13 protein-coding genes are annotated in these 17,638 nt (G+C 52.5%); 7 read left to right on the plus strand and 6 right to left on the minus strand.

Features of this window, described 5'->3' with window-relative positions; all coding sequences use genetic code 11:
- Nucleotides 1-737: YoaK family protein (locus FH871_RS31305; RefSeq protein WP_306439261.1), on the plus strand; the 737-nt coding region annotated here is incomplete at its 5' end.
- An 88-nt stretch (nucleotides 738-825) separates the two neighbouring features.
- Here FH871_RS31305 and FH871_RS31310 read toward each other — a convergent pair.
- A complete protein-coding gene (locus tag FH871_RS31310; protein ID WP_138995264.1) occupies nucleotides 826-1,410 on the minus strand; it encodes an outer membrane beta-barrel protein in 585 nt (194 codons plus the stop codon).
- 236 nt (nucleotides 1,411-1,646) lie between these two features.
- Between FH871_RS31310 and FH871_RS31315 the strand changes: the two genes are divergently transcribed.
- Nucleotides 1,647-2,066, plus strand: coding sequence for a hypothetical protein (locus FH871_RS31315; protein ID WP_138995265.1), 420 nt, complete (start codon nucleotides 1,647-1,649; stop codon nucleotides 2,064-2,066).
- Between the two features lie 289 nt (nucleotides 2,067-2,355).
- Nucleotides 2,356-4,461 carry a tetratricopeptide repeat-containing sensor histidine kinase gene (locus FH871_RS31320; RefSeq protein ID WP_138995266.1) on the plus strand — a complete coding sequence of 702 codons (2,106 nt, stop codon included), beginning with the start codon at nucleotides 2,356-2,358 and terminating at the stop codon, nucleotides 4,459-4,461.
- A 12-nt stretch (nucleotides 4,462-4,473) separates the two neighbouring features.
- On the opposite strand, the gene FH871_RS31325 is transcribed toward FH871_RS31320, so the two are convergent.
- Complete coding sequence (locus FH871_RS31325; protein ID WP_138995267.1) at nucleotides 4,474-5,304, minus strand: class I SAM-dependent methyltransferase; 831 nt, start codon at nucleotides 5,302-5,304, stop codon at nucleotides 4,474-4,476.
- A gap of 329 nt (nucleotides 5,305-5,633) precedes the next feature.
- On the opposite strand from FH871_RS31325, the gene FH871_RS31330 reads away from it, so the two are divergent.
- Nucleotides 5,634-6,242 carry a CbrC family protein gene (locus tag FH871_RS31330; RefSeq protein ID WP_138995268.1) on the plus strand — a complete coding sequence of 203 codons (609 nt, stop codon included), beginning with the start codon at nucleotides 5,634-5,636 and terminating at the stop codon, nucleotides 6,240-6,242.
- A 3-nt stretch (nucleotides 6,243-6,245) separates the two neighbouring features.
- A complete protein-coding gene (locus FH871_RS31335) occupies nucleotides 6,246-7,832 on the plus strand; it encodes an amidohydrolase family protein (protein WP_138995269.1) in 1,587 nt (528 codons plus the stop codon).
- Between the two features lie 16 nt (nucleotides 7,833-7,848).
- On the opposite strand, the gene FH871_RS31340 is transcribed toward FH871_RS31335, so the two are convergent.
- On the minus strand, nucleotides 7,849-9,234 hold the full coding sequence (locus tag FH871_RS31340; protein WP_138995270.1) for a sulfatase: 1,386 nt from the start codon (nucleotides 9,232-9,234) through the stop codon (nucleotides 7,849-7,851).
- Between the two features lie 107 nt (nucleotides 9,235-9,341).
- On the minus strand, nucleotides 9,342-10,484 hold the full coding sequence (locus FH871_RS31345) for a serine hydrolase (RefSeq protein ID WP_229317740.1): 1,143 nt from the start codon (nucleotides 10,482-10,484) through the stop codon (nucleotides 9,342-9,344).
- A gap of 146 nt (nucleotides 10,485-10,630) precedes the next feature.
- Between FH871_RS31345 and FH871_RS31350 the strand changes: the two genes are divergently transcribed.
- Both FH871_RS31350 and FH871_RS31355 read left to right on the plus strand, forming a co-directional pair.
- Entirely contained in the window at nucleotides 10,631-11,545 is a 915-nt protein-coding gene (locus tag FH871_RS31350) for an SDR family NAD(P)-dependent oxidoreductase (protein ID WP_229317742.1), read from the plus strand.
- A gap of 100 nt (nucleotides 11,546-11,645) precedes the next feature.
- The gene (locus FH871_RS31355; protein WP_138995271.1) at nucleotides 11,646-12,566 is read left to right on the plus strand and encodes an AraC family transcriptional regulator; all 921 of its coding nucleotides are present in this window, start codon (nucleotides 11,646-11,648) and stop codon (nucleotides 12,564-12,566) included.
- 114 nt (nucleotides 12,567-12,680) lie between these two features.
- On the opposite strand, the gene FH871_RS31360 is transcribed toward FH871_RS31355, so the two are convergent.
- Together FH871_RS31360 and FH871_RS31365 are read right to left on the minus strand one after the other, a co-directional pair.
- On the minus strand, nucleotides 12,681-14,126 hold the full coding sequence (locus FH871_RS31360; RefSeq protein ID WP_138995272.1) for a DUF1501 domain-containing protein: 1,446 nt from the start codon (nucleotides 14,124-14,126) through the stop codon (nucleotides 12,681-12,683).
- Nucleotides 14,127-14,250: 124 nt separating this feature from the next.
- The gene (locus FH871_RS31365) at nucleotides 14,251-17,454 is read right to left on the minus strand and encodes a DUF1553 domain-containing protein (RefSeq protein WP_229317744.1); all 3,204 of its coding nucleotides are present in this window, start codon (nucleotides 17,452-17,454) and stop codon (nucleotides 14,251-14,253) included.
- Nucleotides 17,455-17,638: the final 184 nt, after the last annotated feature.

Raw genomic sequence — 17,638 nt, forward strand, 5'->3', positions numbered from 1 at the left:
AAAAAGGAAATTGGGTTTATTACGGACTAATGCACGGACCAATAAGCCATAATTTAAAAATTGCTTCGTTACTATCTCTTGTCGCCGGTATTGTAAACGTAGCCGGTTTTTTTGCCGTTCAGCGATTGACAACGAACGTAACCGGTCATTTTGCGTTTTTCGTAGAAGAAGTTTTTAAGCTTAACTTTTGGCAGGGATTTGTTTATTTCCTGTATATATTTTTCTTTTTCCTGGGCTCTTTTGTTTCCAGTTTTCTCATTGAAATTATTTCACAAAAAGATGATCATTATATTTACGTAGTTCCCGCTTCGATAGAATGTTTGATTCTGTTTAGTATCGGCTTTTTGGGACAGGATTTACTCATCAAAAATCCAAACACCATTGCCTATAGCTTGCTTTTTGCGATGGGCTTACAAAACTCCCTGGTTACCACCATTTCGAATGCCAGCGTTAGGACAACGCATTTAACGGGACTTTTTACCGACTTGGGCATAGAATTATCGCAATTGTTCTTCTACAAAGAGCAGGAACAGAAGCACAAACTTCTGTCGTCAATAAAACTTCGGCTGACGATTATCAGTTTCTTTTTTATCGGTGGCATCATTGGGGGAATTTTATATTCAAAAGTGGGAATTCACGCCCTGATTTTTGCTGCGGCTGCCTTAGTTTTAGGCTTAATTTATGACAACGTAAAATTCAGGCTCATCCAATTGAGACGAAAACTCAAAAGTAGCTAACGAAGAACGGGATGTCTTCTTTTCGCGATCTTACTAAGCGTGCTATAAGTGAAAACGGAGATTGGTATATGATTTGAAATACAGATCATTAAAAATGATAGCCAAGCGACAATCCTAAATTCGAATTCCAGCCAGCTTTCCCTAAAGAATTCAAGCCTGATTGAATTGAAATTGAAAGATTCGGTAGCACACGATACTCATATTGTAAACTAAAATAAGGGCCGATATTCATTTCATCAAACCCTCTCGTTGTAAACGAAGAAACATACACTGTTCCATTCGAATCCGTTTCATACTGAACCTGGTTCAAAAGAAGATCCTTCCGATGCCAAATTGAAAATCCAAATCCTGGATAAATAGCGTGTTTGTAACTTTTTAAAAGGTTATAATTTAAAACTAAATCCAAGCTTGTTCTTTTTCTTGAATTTAAAAAAGTGGGATGAATAGTTTCATAGTATTCTGTTTTAAGTATACCTGCTTTAGCTTCGAATTTTAATCTGGAAAAACCCAGCAGCCTTGTATAGTGTATTTCATACCTTGTTCCGAGCGCGTCTGGTGCATCTAAACCTACCCGGCTTGCTCCAATGCGAATGACATTTTTTTGCGGAATAGTTTGCGATTTAACAATGAAACTATAGCAACTTAATAAAAAGAAAAGCGTTATCGATTTCATACGATCCTTACTCGTTAAACCAGATTCAGGAGATCTTTATAAAAACTCCTCAATCTGGTTGTTTGCAATCATTGTACTTAGTAAAACTTATGCGGCATTACGTAAGAAACATTCGTTCCTTCAATAATTGGACCATTATAGACCGCAAAAGAGACCGGGAAATGACCCGTAATGACGACACAACAAAAAAACACGTAACCCATTGTATTCCAAAAGCCTTCTCTCGAAACCTCCCTATGAAAACCATCTTCGTATATGCCCTGTTGATCAGCGTCACGGTTCTGAATCACGCCTATTCGGCCGGGGGGCCAACGCCTTTCGTCGGGCCTGATTCGCTTCCTTCACACCAACCCGCACCCTTCAGAAGAACGCTACTGGTTTCTCAACCTGCGCCACGGTTTCACACAGTTTTCATAAAGCCCGGTAAAAATCAATCAGCCAATACGCTGGTAAAAGGAGCCTTTTTTTTGCCGACAATCGGTATTGATGAGAAGACCATAACGGTCAAAGCTGGCGATGCGGTTTTGCAAGCTGGAATCGATTACAACTACGACGCATCCGGTAATCGAATCCAGCTTTTAAACCCGGCGGTTTTGCGATCAGACGAACCGCTAGAAATTACCTACAACGCCGACCCATTCGAGCGGGTGAATTGAATGGATGTGGAAAACCGCCATCAGCGGATGCCGTTCACGACCCGGACCAAAGCCGTGTAGTGATTACCGTTTAGTAAATCGGGGGTTTTGGGATTCGTTTCAAAGCTGAAGAGGTATTACTTTTAAGTTTGTGTATCAGTTCATTACCGATGCAAAGGCCACTTTTCCTGCTGTCCAAAAAATCAACGGTATCCGTGATTTTTTGTCACTAAATCCGGTGCGTTTTCGATGCAATCGTCGCAACACGTGTGAAATAAGGGTAAGGGGGTTTTGAGTGTTCAAGGTGTCTATGAGATGGTTTCAACGAGTCGTTTTGCTGATCAGTTGGCTGGGTTCATCCGCTTCCCTGCTGGCCCAGCCCTATTACACCCCGCCTTTTGACTTCGACCGAGGTATGGACCGGGCTTATGTGGATAGTTTGTTGAAAACCACCCGAATCCGGCTGCTTAACCTCGACCGGCTGCGCCCCACCCCCACGGTCGATACCGCCCGGATGGAATACCTGCATTTTATGGCGTATGTCCACTACAGTGGCATGACCCACCGCGACAGTGCGCTGCTGGTGGCCGACCACCTCATTCACCTCGCCGAACGGAAAAAGAATATCAAATACCAGATTAAAGGGCTGCTGCTTACCGAACGGTATTACCGGGATGTCAAAACCGATTACCCCCGGGCGATCAAACTGAACCACCGCCTGCTGTCGCTGATCGAAACCGCTCCCGAGGTGTATGCCCTGTATTTCTGGCGCATCTACCGGAATCTCGGCCACATCAGTACTTCAATTGGGGAAAATGGAGAAGCCGTAGCCTATTTGCAGAAGAGCATTGCCTGGTTTGAAAAAGACAAAAAAATCGACCCCATTCATCTGTCCGACCTCCATCGGCTTCTGGCCAATGCCTACAAAGGGCAGCAGCAGTTGGCGAAGGCTGAAATGCACGCCCTCCGGGCCTGGGACATTCTGAACCAACAGCCCAGGGTGTCGATCTCCAACAAAGCTTACCTGACCAACGACATCGGGCTGGTGTATAACCTCCAGCAGAAATTCACCCAGGCAATTCCGTACCTGAAACAGTCGGTGGCGTATTGGGAGCAGCTCAACGCGCCCCTTCCTCAGGCCGACGCACTGGCCGATCTGGCGGTTTCTTACCTCGGTATCAAGCAGTATGACGAGGCCATTGCCAATGCGAAAGAGGCTCTGGCGAAGAACCAGAAGGTGTACGCGCCCATGCTAACGGCCTATTCCGTGCTGATGAGCGCCAATGAGCACCAGCAGGACTGGAAGAGTGCCTTTGCTTACCAGCGGCTTTATAACGACAAAAAACGGGAAGAACAACTGGCCATCAACCAGACCGAAAGCCTGCGAAGCAAGGCCCAATTCGACCGCGAACGACTCGAAACGACCTACCGGCAGGAGCGGCTGTTACAAAACCAGCGGTACCAGACACTGGCAAAACAGGCTGAAATCGACCGGCTTAACAATACCTTCAAAACGAATGAATTCCGCCGGCGGGCCCAGACCAACGCCCTGAAACACCAGCTCGAAACGCAGCAACTGAAAACCGTTGCCGCTCAGAAACAGGCCACCCAGCAAGCCACCATCAAGCAGCTACACATCGACCAGCTCCGGCTGGGCCTGTCGGCGCAGAAACGCATCCGCAATCTGTTGTACGTTGGGATTGCCATCATTAGCTCGCTGGGGTTTCTGCTGCTGTATTATAGCCTGCGGCTCCGGCGAACCAACCTGGCGTTGCGGACCAAAAACCGGGAGATTGAAATGGCGCTGATCAAAGGCCAGACCCTTGAGCGCAAGCGCGTGGCAACCGAACTCCACGACCGGGTGAGCAGTCTGCTCGGTGCCACCAAAATGACCTTCCAGACGATGGACTCCGATATTTTATCACCCCGCAACAAAACCCTGTACGAAAACAGCCTGAACCTGCTCAACGACGCCGTCACGCAGGTTCATCAACTGTCGCGCAACCTGCTGCCGGAACAGTTGCTCCAGCAGGATTTGCTGGTATCGCTCAAAAGTCTGGTTAAAAAGCTGAATCTGGTCGAAAAAACGACGTTCTCGCTGAACTATGATCCCGGCGGTAAGCTGCCGCTCAGCCCGGAAGTCAAGTTTAACCTGTACGTCATCTGCCTGGAACTGTGCACGAACATTCTTCGTCATGCCCAGGCGCGGCAGGCTCACATCAAGCTGATCTGGTACGACAAATGGCTGGCCGTACAGGTATTGGACGACGGCATCGGGCTGAACCCGTCGGTGGAAGGCGGCACCGGGCTGCACAACATCCGGGAACGCGCCGAGACGATCGGCGCCCGGTTCTGGCTGGAATCCGGCGAATTGGCCGGAACAAAAGCCAGCGTGCTGCTGCCCCTTCCGGAATAGCCCCGATGCGCTTTATTTCACCACATACAGCAGATCCTGGTAATCGATGGTGCCGGTGCGGCCAACCCAGCTCCCGTAATTGATCGTACGAATCGTCAAGCCGGCTTTCTGAAAAGCCTCTTTGGCATACACTTCGTCAAAGGCAATCATGCTTTCGGGCAGTTCCTGAATATGCACCATGGTTCGTTCCGTGAATGGCGTCAACTGACGGCCATACAGGCTTTTACCTTCCGCGTTGGCTTTGCGCGACTCACTGTTGAGCAAAAACATGGTTATGTAAGCTCTCCCCCCTTTTTTCATGACCCGCGAAATTTCGGCCAGATACTGCTCAAAGTCGTTCTCGAGCATGTGGGTAAACACCGAATTCAGGATCACCAGACTGAACGTCGAAGACTCGAACGGAAACCGCAGCTCGTGTCCCTGCATGGTTCCGAGCGGGTTATACATCTTGTTATAGACATTCAGGTGGTGAAAGCGGAAATGTGGAAACCGCTTCGTTACTTCTTTCGTACACCAATCCACGCCGTTTTTAACGATCTCGATCCCGTCGTAGCTGCCCGGGGCGGAGATGTAGTCCGTTAAGGGAATCGCAACCCGGCCAATTCCACTGCCAACATCCAGAACGTTATCCGTTGAATGTAGGCCAACCAGTTCCTTGATGTGATCAACCGATTTTACCCCAACGGCCTTGAAATCACCGTCGCCGATGAAGATCATTCGGGAGGGTGGCGTCAACGCGTCGCGTTCACCGGTCAGCAACTCCAGCCGGTCAATCATTTCGATTGGAATGACCTTTTTTAGGGAGGTTTTGAGTGAATTGGGCAGCAAACTTTTTAATCCCATCGTGGTGATTTCTACTGGTAAGCTTGCAATTTAGGAAAAATGTCGGGATTGCCTTCATTCCCATTTTGAACTATCCTTATTTTTTCGACTAAAATACGAACCTAATTTGTAACTATTCCAATAAATGGAGCAACATTAAACCCGTCAATCCATACCCTCTGGTGCGAGATACCGGCTTTCTCCCTTTCGGCTCTTGCACTATTCATTCAATCCACGTTCCAACGGGCGTGATGTAATCGGGCAGTACTTCATTTGCAGACCACCTCCACTGGCAAATCCGGCGTTTGTTTGTTAAGTTAGTGTCTGGCATCACAAAAAGGCAGCCTGTTATGACCTTCACCTACTTCGATCAACCGGCGCGTTGGATTGGCGTAAGCGATCAAGAGACGCGTTGCGACCTGTGCCACCAGCAAAAACCGTGTTTCGACGCGACTGGATTTTTTGGTGAAGACGAACTTGCTTTTATTTGCCCGGATTGTCTATCGAACGGTCGGCTTTACGAACGGGATAGTTATACCTGTCAGGGCGATGTGGCGGAATTGAAACGGCAATTGAAGTCCCTTCACCCGGCACTCAGCAAAGCCGAGTTGGATGATCTGGCCGACCAGAAAACACTCGAACTGGAGAAAACCACCCCGCACCTCGTGACCTGGCAGGACTGGGAATGGCCCTGCGCCGACGGGGAATATGCTCGCTTTATCGGCTACGGTTCCAGGCCATTCTATACAAAATTAGTGGGCAATTCGGACGCCCGAATGCTGTTCGAAAAATCCATCTATTATACCCTGGCGGAAGAATCCGATGCGGAGGAATTATGGGAAGATGTGCCGCGAAAACTCATTGTAGATTACGCTGACAGCAGCAAGTACAGTACGCTTTTTTACGTGTTTAAAAGTCTTCATTCTGACCAGATCATCACCCTTTGGGACTCTGATTAATCCATGAAACACCTGCTTTACTTCCTCTGCATCAGCACGTTCACCTACGGCCAATCGTTCGATCTGGTCATCAAAAACGGCCGTGTGGTCGACGGCACCGGCAACCCGTGGTACTACGCCGACGTGGCCATCCAGAACGGCAAAGTCGCGCGCATTGGAAAAATTCCGGCCACGGAGGGCAAAACCGTGATCGATGCCAAAAACCAGCTCGTGGCCCCCGGCTTTATCGACGTTCACACCCACGTGGAAGGCAGTTTGCAGGACCGTCCCGGTGCCGAGAATTTCCTCTACGATGGCGTTACGACGCTCGTCACCGGCAATTGCGGGGGTTCGGCCACCAACCTGCGCACCTTCTTCGATTCACTGCGCATCGGCGGTTTTTCGCCCAACCTGGCGTCCATGATCGGCCACAATACCGTGCGGCTGAAAGTGATGAAAATGGCCTTTCGCGAACCGACGGCGAAAGAGCAGACCGAGATGGAAGCCCTCGTGGAACAAGCCATGAAAGACGGTGCCGTCGGCATCTCGACCGGTTTGATCTACACGCCCGGCACCTATGCCCGCACGCCCGAAATCGTCAATCTGGCCAAAATGGCGTCGCGCTACGGGGGTGTCTACGCGTCACACATGCGCAACGAAGGGCAGGACGTCAAAAAAGCCATCGAAGAAGCCATTCAAATTGGCCGGGAAGCCGGGATTCCGGTCGAGATTTCGCACTTTAAAGTCGCCAGCAAACCGATCTGGGGGTCGAGCGTGGAAACCGTGGCAATGGTGGAAGCCGCTCGGCGCGAGGGGCTTGATGTAACCGTCGATCAATATCCGTATACCGCATCAAGTACCTCGCTTTCCAGCATCGTTCCCTCCTGGGCGCTGGCCGACGGCGACTCGGCCACGCTCGTCCGGTTTCGCGACCCGGCAACCCGCACCAAAATCCGGAAGGAAATGCTCACCGGTTTGAAGAAAAACGACCGCAAAAATTTTGACTACGCTGTAGTGGCGTATTACCCCGCCGACACCACCTTCAACGGCCTGAGCATCACCAAAATCAACCAGAAACTGGGCCGAAAAAACAACGCCGAAACCGAAGCCGATCTGGTGCTGGAACTGATGGACAAAACCGCCATGAAACGCATTCAGATGGTGTACCACACGATGTCGGAAGATGATGTAGCCACGATCATGCACTACCCCAACACGATGATTGCCTCGGATGCGGGCGTGGCGCGGTTTCAGTCAGGCATGCCGCACCCACGCGGGTACGGCACCAACGCCCGGGTGCTGGGACGATACGTGCGCGAGAAAAAAGTGATTCCGGTGGAGGAAGCCGTCCGGCGGATGTCGTCGCTCCCCGCCCAGCGGTTCAAGCTCGACGATCGGGGCATTTTGAAACCCGGTTATGCCGCCGACCTCGTGGTTTTTGACGAAAAAACCGTATCGGATCAATCGACCTACGATGTTCCCCATGCCTATTCGACCGGTTTTTCCTACGTGCTGGTCAATGGGATTCCGGTGATTGAGGGTGGCAAACACAACGGAAAACGGCCTGGTCAGGTGTTGATGGGGAAAGGATATGTGGGAAAATCAGAGTAATTCGTTCGTTGTCCCCTTACTCTTTTGCCAGCCCGTTCCGCCAGGTCATTAGTTTGGGGCGCATTTCATCCACCAACTTGGGGTGCTGAGCCGCTACGTCCGTTTGTTCGGCAGGGTCAGTGGCCAGATCATAAAGTTCGGTGCCGGAACCGTCGGCATTGACCAGCAGTTTCCAGTGGCCTTGTCGCATGGCCAGATTCGGGCTTTTGTCACGACCGGCCGGATAACGGAACGATTCGGTATTGCGACCATATTCCCAGAAAAGAGGGTTCTTGCGAGCGGCCGGTTTGCCCAGGAGAACCCCGGCCCGGTTTTCGCCGTCAGCGCCGGTGTTTCGCCCTTTTTTGCCCGCCAGACTCACGAACGTGGGCAGCAGATCGACCGCACTCAAAACCGACAGATTATCAACCCGGCCTTTGGGGGTTCGGGCCGGATAGCGAACGATAAACGGCATTCGAATGCCCCCTTCATACAGCGAGAGCTTGCTGCCCCGGAACAGCCCCGACCGACTCCCCTGAAAAGTGGGCAAGGCCCCATTGTCGCTCGTAAACACAACGAGCGTATTTTCATCCATGCCCAGGGCCTTCAACCCGGCCATCAGCCGGCCAATCTGTCGGTCGAGTTCGGCCAGAACGGTTTTGAATTCGCGCGGTTTCTCGGTTCCCTTCGGAAACTCATTGAGGGTCGTTTCGTCGGGCACCCAGGGCGTATGCACGTCATCGGGCCAGAGGTTGATGTAGCAGGGTTTGTCGGAATTCCGCTTCAGAAAACCGAGCGTTTTGTCAACGAAGTACGCCGTTCGGTTCCAGCGTTTCACACTGTCGGATTTCGCCCAGATCCAGTCCGTCGACGTCAGCAACGGGTCAGGGTCGGGACTTTCCCAGGTGCTGGCGTACGCATCGAAACCGTATTGCCGGATTCCGGGCGCATTGTCGACATCGCGCCCCCCGCCCATGTGCCATTTGCCGAAGTGTGCCGTGACATAGCCCGCTGCTTTGAGTTCACGGGCAACCGATGGCGCCGAAGCGTCCAGAAAATCGGCCTGCTCACAGGTGCGGTTGTGTTTCCGGTCCGCGAGAAATGACGTAATGCGCCATTTTCCGGGTACGTTTCCGGTCATCAGGCCCACGCGGGAAGGCGAGCAAATGGGGGCCGCACTGTAGTAGTTCGTAAATTGAATGCCCTCGGCGGCCAGCCGGTCGATGTGGGGCGTAGGCGGTAAGGAACTGGCTGAAGAGTTGGGTCGGTAGCAGCCCACATCGGCCGCCCCCATGTCATCGATCAGAATCAGAATGATGTTGGGAGGCCGGTTGATTGGCTTCTGCTCAGAATCTGGGAGGAAAGTCCCAAAGCTGCTACACAGCACGAATACCAATGCCGGAAGGGCCAGTTTGCTCTTCATACTCAGTTGATTGACAGGTCGAATGTAGGAAAAACGGGTTTCTTCGGTCCTAAAAGTACGCATTTTAGCCACCCATTCGGCCTGGTTTGGAGAATTGCGGGGTCTGGTCAACGGTTTTTGGCGGTTTTACCCGCCTGCGCCCGCCAGTTGATTCCCAGAAACGCAAAGGCCGGATGCTGGCCACCCACCGTCTGGCGAACGATCTCGTCGGCAAAATCCAGACCGTTCGATCCATTGGCGAAATAGACCACCGCGTCTTTGCGCGTACGGTTCGCCATGATAAAGCATTTGAAGGCCCCATTATCGCCCCAGTGCCAGAAATAGGTTGCAGCGGGCGTTTGTTCCAGGCCAATCCCTAACCCCCAATACGAACCAGCCGCCAGCGTATCGGAGCCGGAAAAACGGGTGGGCAACTGGCTTTGCGGGCTGAGCATCTGATCGACCGTGGCGGGTTTTAGCCCCGTTGCGTTGAAAAGCGCCAGCACAAACCGGGCATAATCCGGAGCGGTGGTGTGCAGGGAATAAGCCATATTGGCCTGCGCCGGTTGGTATTTTTGCTCTACTTCGCCCGACTCGTTGTGTGGCTGGGCGTAATTGGCAGCAAAGGCCGGTTGCCAGACAAAGCTGCTGTGCGCCATCCCCAGCGGTTTCAGGACCCGGTTTTCCATGAACGCGTTGATTGGTTCGCCTGTGATTTTTTCAACGACTTTTTGCAGATAGACGAATCCTTCGCCAGAGTAGCCAAACCGTTCGCCGGGAGAACGAAGCATCGCCAGTTGGGAGGAGCGCCGGTTTTTACGCCAGTTCGGCAAGCCCGAGCGGTGGCTCAACACCAGCCGGGCCGTGATTTTCGTATACCGCTCATCGTCGGCCACATCGGGATAAGGCAGGTATTCAAACAGCGGTTTATCCAGATCCAGTCGCCCTTCTTCCACCAGTTGCAAAACCGCATACGCAAAGAGCGGCTTGGTCAGTGAAGCGGCTTCGAAGACGGTGTTGGAGTTCACGCGTTGGGTTGAGTCGGCTTTGGTAAAACCGTAGGCTTGGCGATAAGCAAGCTGGCCCTTCTGAATCCAGGCCATCGACAAACCGGGTACGTTCGCGCTATCCATGAGTTGTTTGACGGCCTGGTCAAGCCGGGGAAAAGCCGGATCAGCCGGTTGGTTCTGGGCCTGACCGGAAGCCGCCAGCAGGCTGAATAAAGTCACGAACGCCATGCGGGCGCCGGAAAGTAGAGAGGTCGCGGTCATGCTATTGCCAGGTTCATGGACAAAGATGGCGAATTGGGTTGGATGGTTGCAGAGAGGGAGTTACGAATGGCTGAATCTTTTTGTATCGCGACCTTTTTCTCATTTTGACTACACATCCCCTCAATTAGACTACAGACAGCCCATCGTTGAGCCTGACCTTTGACGCATCATTAAATATCAAGGATATCATGCTACATCAGAATGAAAATGCAAGTCTTCAAACCGCACCAACCCCGGTAACATCTCCTAAAGTCTGGTTCATTACGGGCGCTTCCCGTGGGTTTGGACGCGTTTGGGCCGATGCCGCCCTGAAGCGTGGCGATCAGGTGGTGGCGACCGCCCGGAAATTGGAAAGTATTGCCGACCTGAAAGAAACCTATGGCGAAAACGTGCTGACACTCGAGCTTGACGTGACAAAGCCTGAGCAGGCGAAAACCGCCGTAGAACAGGCGCACGCACACTTCGGCAGGCTTGATATTGTGTTAAATAATGCCGGTTATTCCCTGGTTGGCACCATTGAGGAAGCCAGTGCGGACGATATTCGTGCCCTTTATGAAACCAATGTCATTGGTCCGGTTTCCGTTATTCAGGCGGCCCTGCCCCTATTGAGAAAGCAGGGTGGCGGTCATATCCTCGGCACATCAAGCAATCTGGGTCATGTCACCTTACCAGTGATTGGCTACTATGCTTCTTCGAAATGGGCATTTGAAGCCATCCACGAAAGTCTGGCTGAGGAGGTTAGATCGTTCGGGATCAACGTAACCATCATCGAACCGGGCGCTTATGCCACCGAGTTCGGAACCCCGGAATCGCTGAAATTTGCACAAGGCCTCGACCTTTACGCTGCTTTTAAAGGGGAGTTCTTTGGGATGTTGAAGGGTCTGGAACGGGGAGATCCCAATGCAACGCCAGCGGCTCTCTTCCAACTGGTTGATGCACCGGAACCTCCGCTACGGTTCTTCCTCGGCAGCCACAATTTACCTGGAGTGCGTAAGGCCTATGCAGAGCGCTTAGCCACATGGGAAGCCTGGGAAAACGTTTCCAGGTCGGCTCAGGGTTAACTTGGGCCAGGAACCCGCCAACAGCGAATTTGGTTGATAAAAATCCATGATAACCGATTGTTATCCTTGATGATCGGTTATCATTTTTATATCCTGACAGATGAACAAAGAAGAAAATAGCCCCAAAAAAATGCTGTCGCTCACCGACGCGCACCGGGCATTTGGCTTGTTAAAACCGCAACACCCGCTGGTCAGTTTGATCAATGGGACCTACACACAGGTTGATGAATCCAGGCTTTCTCACCACCATGTGCTGAGCTTTTATAAAATAGCTTACAAACCAAAACTGCACGGCAAAGTAAAGTACGGCCAGAGTTATTATGATTTTGACGAAGGTGGCTTGTTATTCGCTTCGCCGGGCCAGGTGATTGGTAGTCATGACAACGATATCAGCGTGTGTTCCGAGTATACTCTGCTGATTCATCCGGATTTCTTTTTAGGCTATTCCCTGGCCAAAACCATTAAGCAATATGGCTTCTTCTCGTATTCAACCCGGGAAACGTTGCATCTTTCCGAAGAAGAAAAAGTCACGGTTTTTGAGCTCTTTAAAATGATCGAAAAAGAACTGTCCAGCCGGATCGACGATTTTAGCCAGGACGTGGTTATTTCTCAAATTGAATTGATGCTGAACTACGCGAACCGTTTTTACAACCGTCAGTTTATTACGCGCAAGGCGGTAAATCATGATCTTCTCCAAAAGCTGGAAGAAGTTATGGATCAGTACTTTACCAATAAAACGTCCTTAAACCAAGGATTGCCTACGGTCAGCTATCTGGCAGAGCAGGTAAACGTATCACCCAGTTATTTGAGTGATATGATGCGGTCGCTGATCGGGCAAAATGCCCAGCAATATATTCACGATAAACTGATTGAGAAAGCAAAAGAAACGCTGTCCACTTCCAATTTGACGGTACAGGAAGTAGCTTACGCTTTGGGGTTTGAGCACTCACAATCCTTTAGTAAACTATTCAAAACGAAAACGAACCTTTCGCCACTGGAATTCAGACGCTCTTTCAATTAAACAGATTTCCCATCATTGTTTCGCCTGGTAAGCGCACGTTAGCGGTTTTCAAAAATCAGTAAACCCTATTGGTCTATGAAATACAGCCCCTGGAGTTCGAAACAAAACGGATTTTTACGCCAAAATCCCCTTCACCAACTTCCCCTCCACATCCGTCAGCCGGAACCGCCGTCCCTGGAATTCGTAGGTCAGTTTTTCGTGATCGACGCCCAACAGGTGGAGCAAGGTCGCCTGAAAATCGTGGACGTGGACCGGGTTTTTGATGATGTTGTAGCCAAATTCGTCGGTTTCGCCGTAGGTGATGCCGCGTTTGACACCGCCCCCCGCCATCCACATCGTGAAGCAGCGCGGGTGGTGATCGCGGCCATAGTTGTCTTTCGTCAGTTTGCCCTGCGAGTAGTTCGTGCGGCCAAATTCTCCGCCCCATACCACGAGCGTGTCGTCCAGCAAACCGCGTTGCTTGAGGTCCTGCACCAGTGCCGCCGACGCCTGATCGGTCGCTTTGCACTGCTTGGTGATGCTCTTGGGCAAGTTCCCGTGCTGATCCCAGCCCTGGTGATACAACTGCACAAATTTCACATCCCGCTCCAGTAACCGACGGGCCATCAGGCAGTTGGCGGCATACGTCCCCGGATTCCGGGCCGATTCGCCGTACAGATCGAACACCCAATCCGGCTCGTCGGATAAATCGTTCACTTCCGGCACCGACGTCTGCATCCGAAATGCCATTTCATACTGCGCAATGTGGTTCGACACTTCCGGGTCGCCGTAAATTTCCTCCTGCACCTGGTTCAGATCCTTCAGCGCGTCGAGCATCGACCGACGATCCGCCGAACTGTAGCCGTTCGGATTGCTCAGATACAAAACCGGATCGTTGCCCGAGCGGAACTGCACGCCCTGGTGTTTCGACGGCAGAAAACCGTTGCCCCACAACCGGGCATACAACGGCTGATCCTGCGGGGCATCTTTCGACACCATGACGATGAACGCGGGCAGATTTTCGTTGGCCGATCCCAGCCCGTAGCTCACCCACGAACCAATGCTGGGCCGCCCGGCCAGTTGATTTCCGGTCTGAAAAAACGTCAGCGCCGGGTCGTGGTTGATCTGCTCGGTATACATCGATTTGATGAAACACAGATCGTCGGCCACTTTGCCGGTATATGGCATCAATTCGCTCGCCCACGCGCCACTTTTGCCGTATTGGGCAAACTTATACGGCGAACTCACCAGCGGCAGTGCCGACTGCTGGGCGCTCATGCTCGTCAGCCGCTGGCCTTTCCGCACCGACGCGGGCAGGTCTTTGCCGTGCATTTTTTCCAGATACGGTTTGTAGTCGAACGTCTCCAGTTGCGACGGCCCCCCGCTCTGAAACAAATACACGACCCGCTTGGCTTTCGGCGCGCGGTTCGGCACGGTTTCGATGCGTTCGGCGGGGTTGGAGAAAAGCTGCGAGGGCAACAACGACCCCAACGCCAGCGTGCCCAGGCCCCAGGAAGCTTTGTTCAGAAAAGACCGCCGGTTAAACGTATCCGCCAGACTCTGCGCGAGTTTCTCTTTCATGTTTTTCAGGTTTTCAGTTTACGGTTTTCAGTTTACGGTGGCTGACGCATTTGGGCTATCGCACGAATTAAGGCGCGTCAGCAAGCCTGCGTCAGCCACCGTAAACTGAAAACCGTAAACTGTTCTAATGTTTCGTAATAAACGCTTCCGAGTTCATCACCGCACTGGCGACGACGGCACCGGCCGCGAGGGCTGGTTTCTCGGTTGTTTGGGTCAGTTTGTATTCGCCAGCGTCAATCCAGCCCTGCATTTTGGCGGGACTTTTCCGGAATTTCTGGTATTCCTGCTGGTATAGTTTCGTCAGAATCGTTAGCTCTTTTTCGACCGGTTTTCGGCTGGTCAACAGCCGGAACAGGTGGGTCAACTGGTCGGGCAGCGGTTTGCCGGGCGCAATCGACCGGGCCGCCACCACTTTGGCAGCTTCGACAAACTGCGGATCGTTGAGCAGCACCAATGCCTGCAAGGGCGTACTGGTTTTCTGCCGCTGCACCACGCAATAACTCCGCGAGGGCGCATCGAAGGTGTTCATCGACGGGGGCGGATTGGTCCGACGCCAGAACGTGTACAGACTCCGGCGGTATAATTTCTCGCCTTTGTCCTGCTCATACGTCGTGTTGTTCACCGCCCACAAGCCTTCCGGCTGGTACGGTTTCACACTTTCCCCGCCCAAATTTCCCGACAATAAACCACTCGAAGCCAAGGCATTATCCCGGATCATTTCGGCGGTCAACCGAAACATCGGGCCACGGGCCAGCCACGTATTTTCGGGATCTTTCTGCTGCAAATCCGGTCGCCCGCGCGATGATTGCCGGTAGGTCGCCGACATCACCAGCAGTTTCTGCATGGCTTTCACGTTCCAAGGGGACGCCCCCCCGGCGCCTTCCCGGAACTGAACCGCCAGCCAGTCGAGCAATTCAGGATGCGTGGGCAAATTGCCCTGATTGCCGAAGTTGTTGGCCGACTTCACCAGACCCGTTCCGAAGTAGGTTTGCCAGTAGCGGTTCACGGTCACCCGGGCCGTCAGCGGATTATCGGGATGCAGCAGCCACTTCGCCAGACCGAGCCGGTTTCTCGGGTATTCTTTCGGGAACGGCAACACGCTGGCCGGCACGTCGGGCTGAACCGGGTCGCCGGGCGCATCGTACACACCCCGTTTGAGAATGTGGGTTGGCCGGGGTGTTTTCATGTCTTCCATCACCATGATTTCCGGAATTTCCTCCGCAATCCGGTTTCGCTCCGCCCGCAGTTTCTGCAATTCGTCGCGCTGCTGCTGGTAGGTCGTTGAAACCGTGCTGAGATAATAGTCCTTCAGCGGTTCGCCTGTCACGGCGGGCAGGGTTTGGGTCGATTGAACCAGCGCCTGCACTTCCGGGGCTGTCAACGCACGGTTATACACCACCAGTTCGTCCAGCGCCCCTTTCTTGAAACCGGGGCCGCGCATGTCCGCACCCACCATCAACCCGGTTTGCTTGCCCTTGAAGAGAATGTCTTTGTAGAGATTGTCTTTTTCGGTCACCAGTGCGGTTTCTTTCCCATCCACAAACAGCCGCAAGCCGTTCGCTTTGCTCGAACCGTCGTAGGTCATGGTCAGTTGAATCCATTTTTCTTTCGGCAACACCTGTTTCCCAAGCCGGATAATGCTGTTGTAAGGCCAGGTATGCGCCATCAGCAGCTCCGGTTTGCCGTCGCGCAGGTTCAGGAAGTACCCCCGAAAATTGTACAGAATATCGCCGTTGCCCTTGTGAACGAGAGCCGCCTTGGAAACATCTTTGGGAATGTTGATCCAGACGCCAATGGAAAACGGCTGCGAGCGGTTGAAAATACCGACGTCGCCCAGCGTCAGAATATCGTCGCCGTTGGACTGAAACGCATTACCACGTTTGCCCGGCACCAAAACCGGGTCAAGCACTTTGCCGCTGTCTTTTTTGCTGACGGCGTTTAGAAACTTGCCGTTTGCCAGCTTATCGAACGTAAAATGAGCCTGCAATCCTTTCCGAGCATCGAACGGAAGGACCGATGCGGTTTTGGACTGCCATTGCTCAAAGGCCGGTTGTTCCTGCTGAGCCGTCTGCCGGATCGCGCTTTCCGTGGCCTTGATTTTGGTATCCAGAAACGTTAGCAGGCTGTCGTGTTTCGGCTGGCTCAGGAGCATTGTCGGCACCGGCATGGCATCGTCCCAGGAGATTTGACCGGCTTCGTCCACGTTGTTGAAAAACGCGAACAGGCTGTAATAGTCTTTCTGTGAAAACGGGTCGAACTTGTGGTCGTGGCAGCGGGCGCATTCCACCGTCAGTCCCATCAGGGCCGTTCCGACGGTGTTGGCGCGGTCGGCGACGTATTCCACCCGAAATTCTTCGTTGATAATCCCGCCTTCCATGTTCTGCGAATGATTGCGGTTGAACGCCGTCGCCAGCCGTTGTTCCCGCGTCGCATTGGGCAGCAAATCGCCCGCCAGTTGCCAGGTCACAAACTGATCGAACCGCTGATTCTGGTTAAACGACTTGATTACCCAGTCGCGCCAGGGCCACATCGGCCGGTAGCGATCGACGGTGTAGCCGTGGGTGTCGGCATAGCGGGACAAATCCAGCCAGTCGACGGCCATTTTCTCCCCGTAATGCGGTGATTTCAGCAAGCGATCCACCACCTTTTCGTAGGCATTCGGCGAACGGTCGGCCAGAAAAGCCTGCTGCTCTTCCACGGTAGGTGGCAAACCGGTCAGATCCAGCGTAACCCGGCGGAGCAGATTTTCCCGGTCGGCTTCGGGAGACGGTTTCAAGCCCTTCTCTTCCATTTTACTCAGCGTAAAATAGTCGATCGGATTTTTGGGCCAGCGGGTATCTTTCACGGTTGGCAACTTCGCCTTTTCCGGTTTGAGCAGCGCCCAGTGCGGTTTGTACTCGGCCCCTTCTTCAATCCATTTGAGGAGCACGGCTTTTTCGTACGGGGTCAGAACGCGGTTCGACGACTTCGGTGGCATGATCTCGTCTTCGTCCGTCGTCACCAGCCGGTAATACACTTCACTTTCCGACAGATCGCCGGGCACAATGGCGTGTTTCTTGTTCTTCGCTTTTTTCAAAGCCGCCATTGCCCCTTCGCGGGTTGCCAGTTCCAGACCGCCTTTCTGACTGGCTTTGTCGGGACCGTGGCAGAAAAAACATTTGTCGGACAGAATCGGCTTCACGTGCAGGTTGTAATCCACCTTTTCGGGAAGCTGATCCGCCAACGCTTCGATTTCAGCCGGTTTTTCTACCCCACCACAGCTTTGAATCAGCACACTTCCGGAGAAGCACGCCAATCCCGCCATCCACATCCCAATACGGCTCGTCATTTTTAGCTTCATTCTAATCATTGACTCCGAACAGAACAAGTGAGACCATTTTCACTGCAATTTCGGCTTTTTTATTTTGTGCTATTCCAGTATTATACAAGAATTTACCCACTTTTAGTTCGGATACCCCGGATTCTGCGGTTTCAGGTTCGGGTTGTTCAACATCTCCTGCTTGCCCAGTGGC

The sequence above is a fragment of the Larkinella sp. C7 genome (assembly GCF_006149005.1).
In the GTDB taxonomy this organism is placed as follows: Bacteria; Bacteroidota; Bacteroidia; order Cytophagales; family Spirosomataceae; genus Larkinella.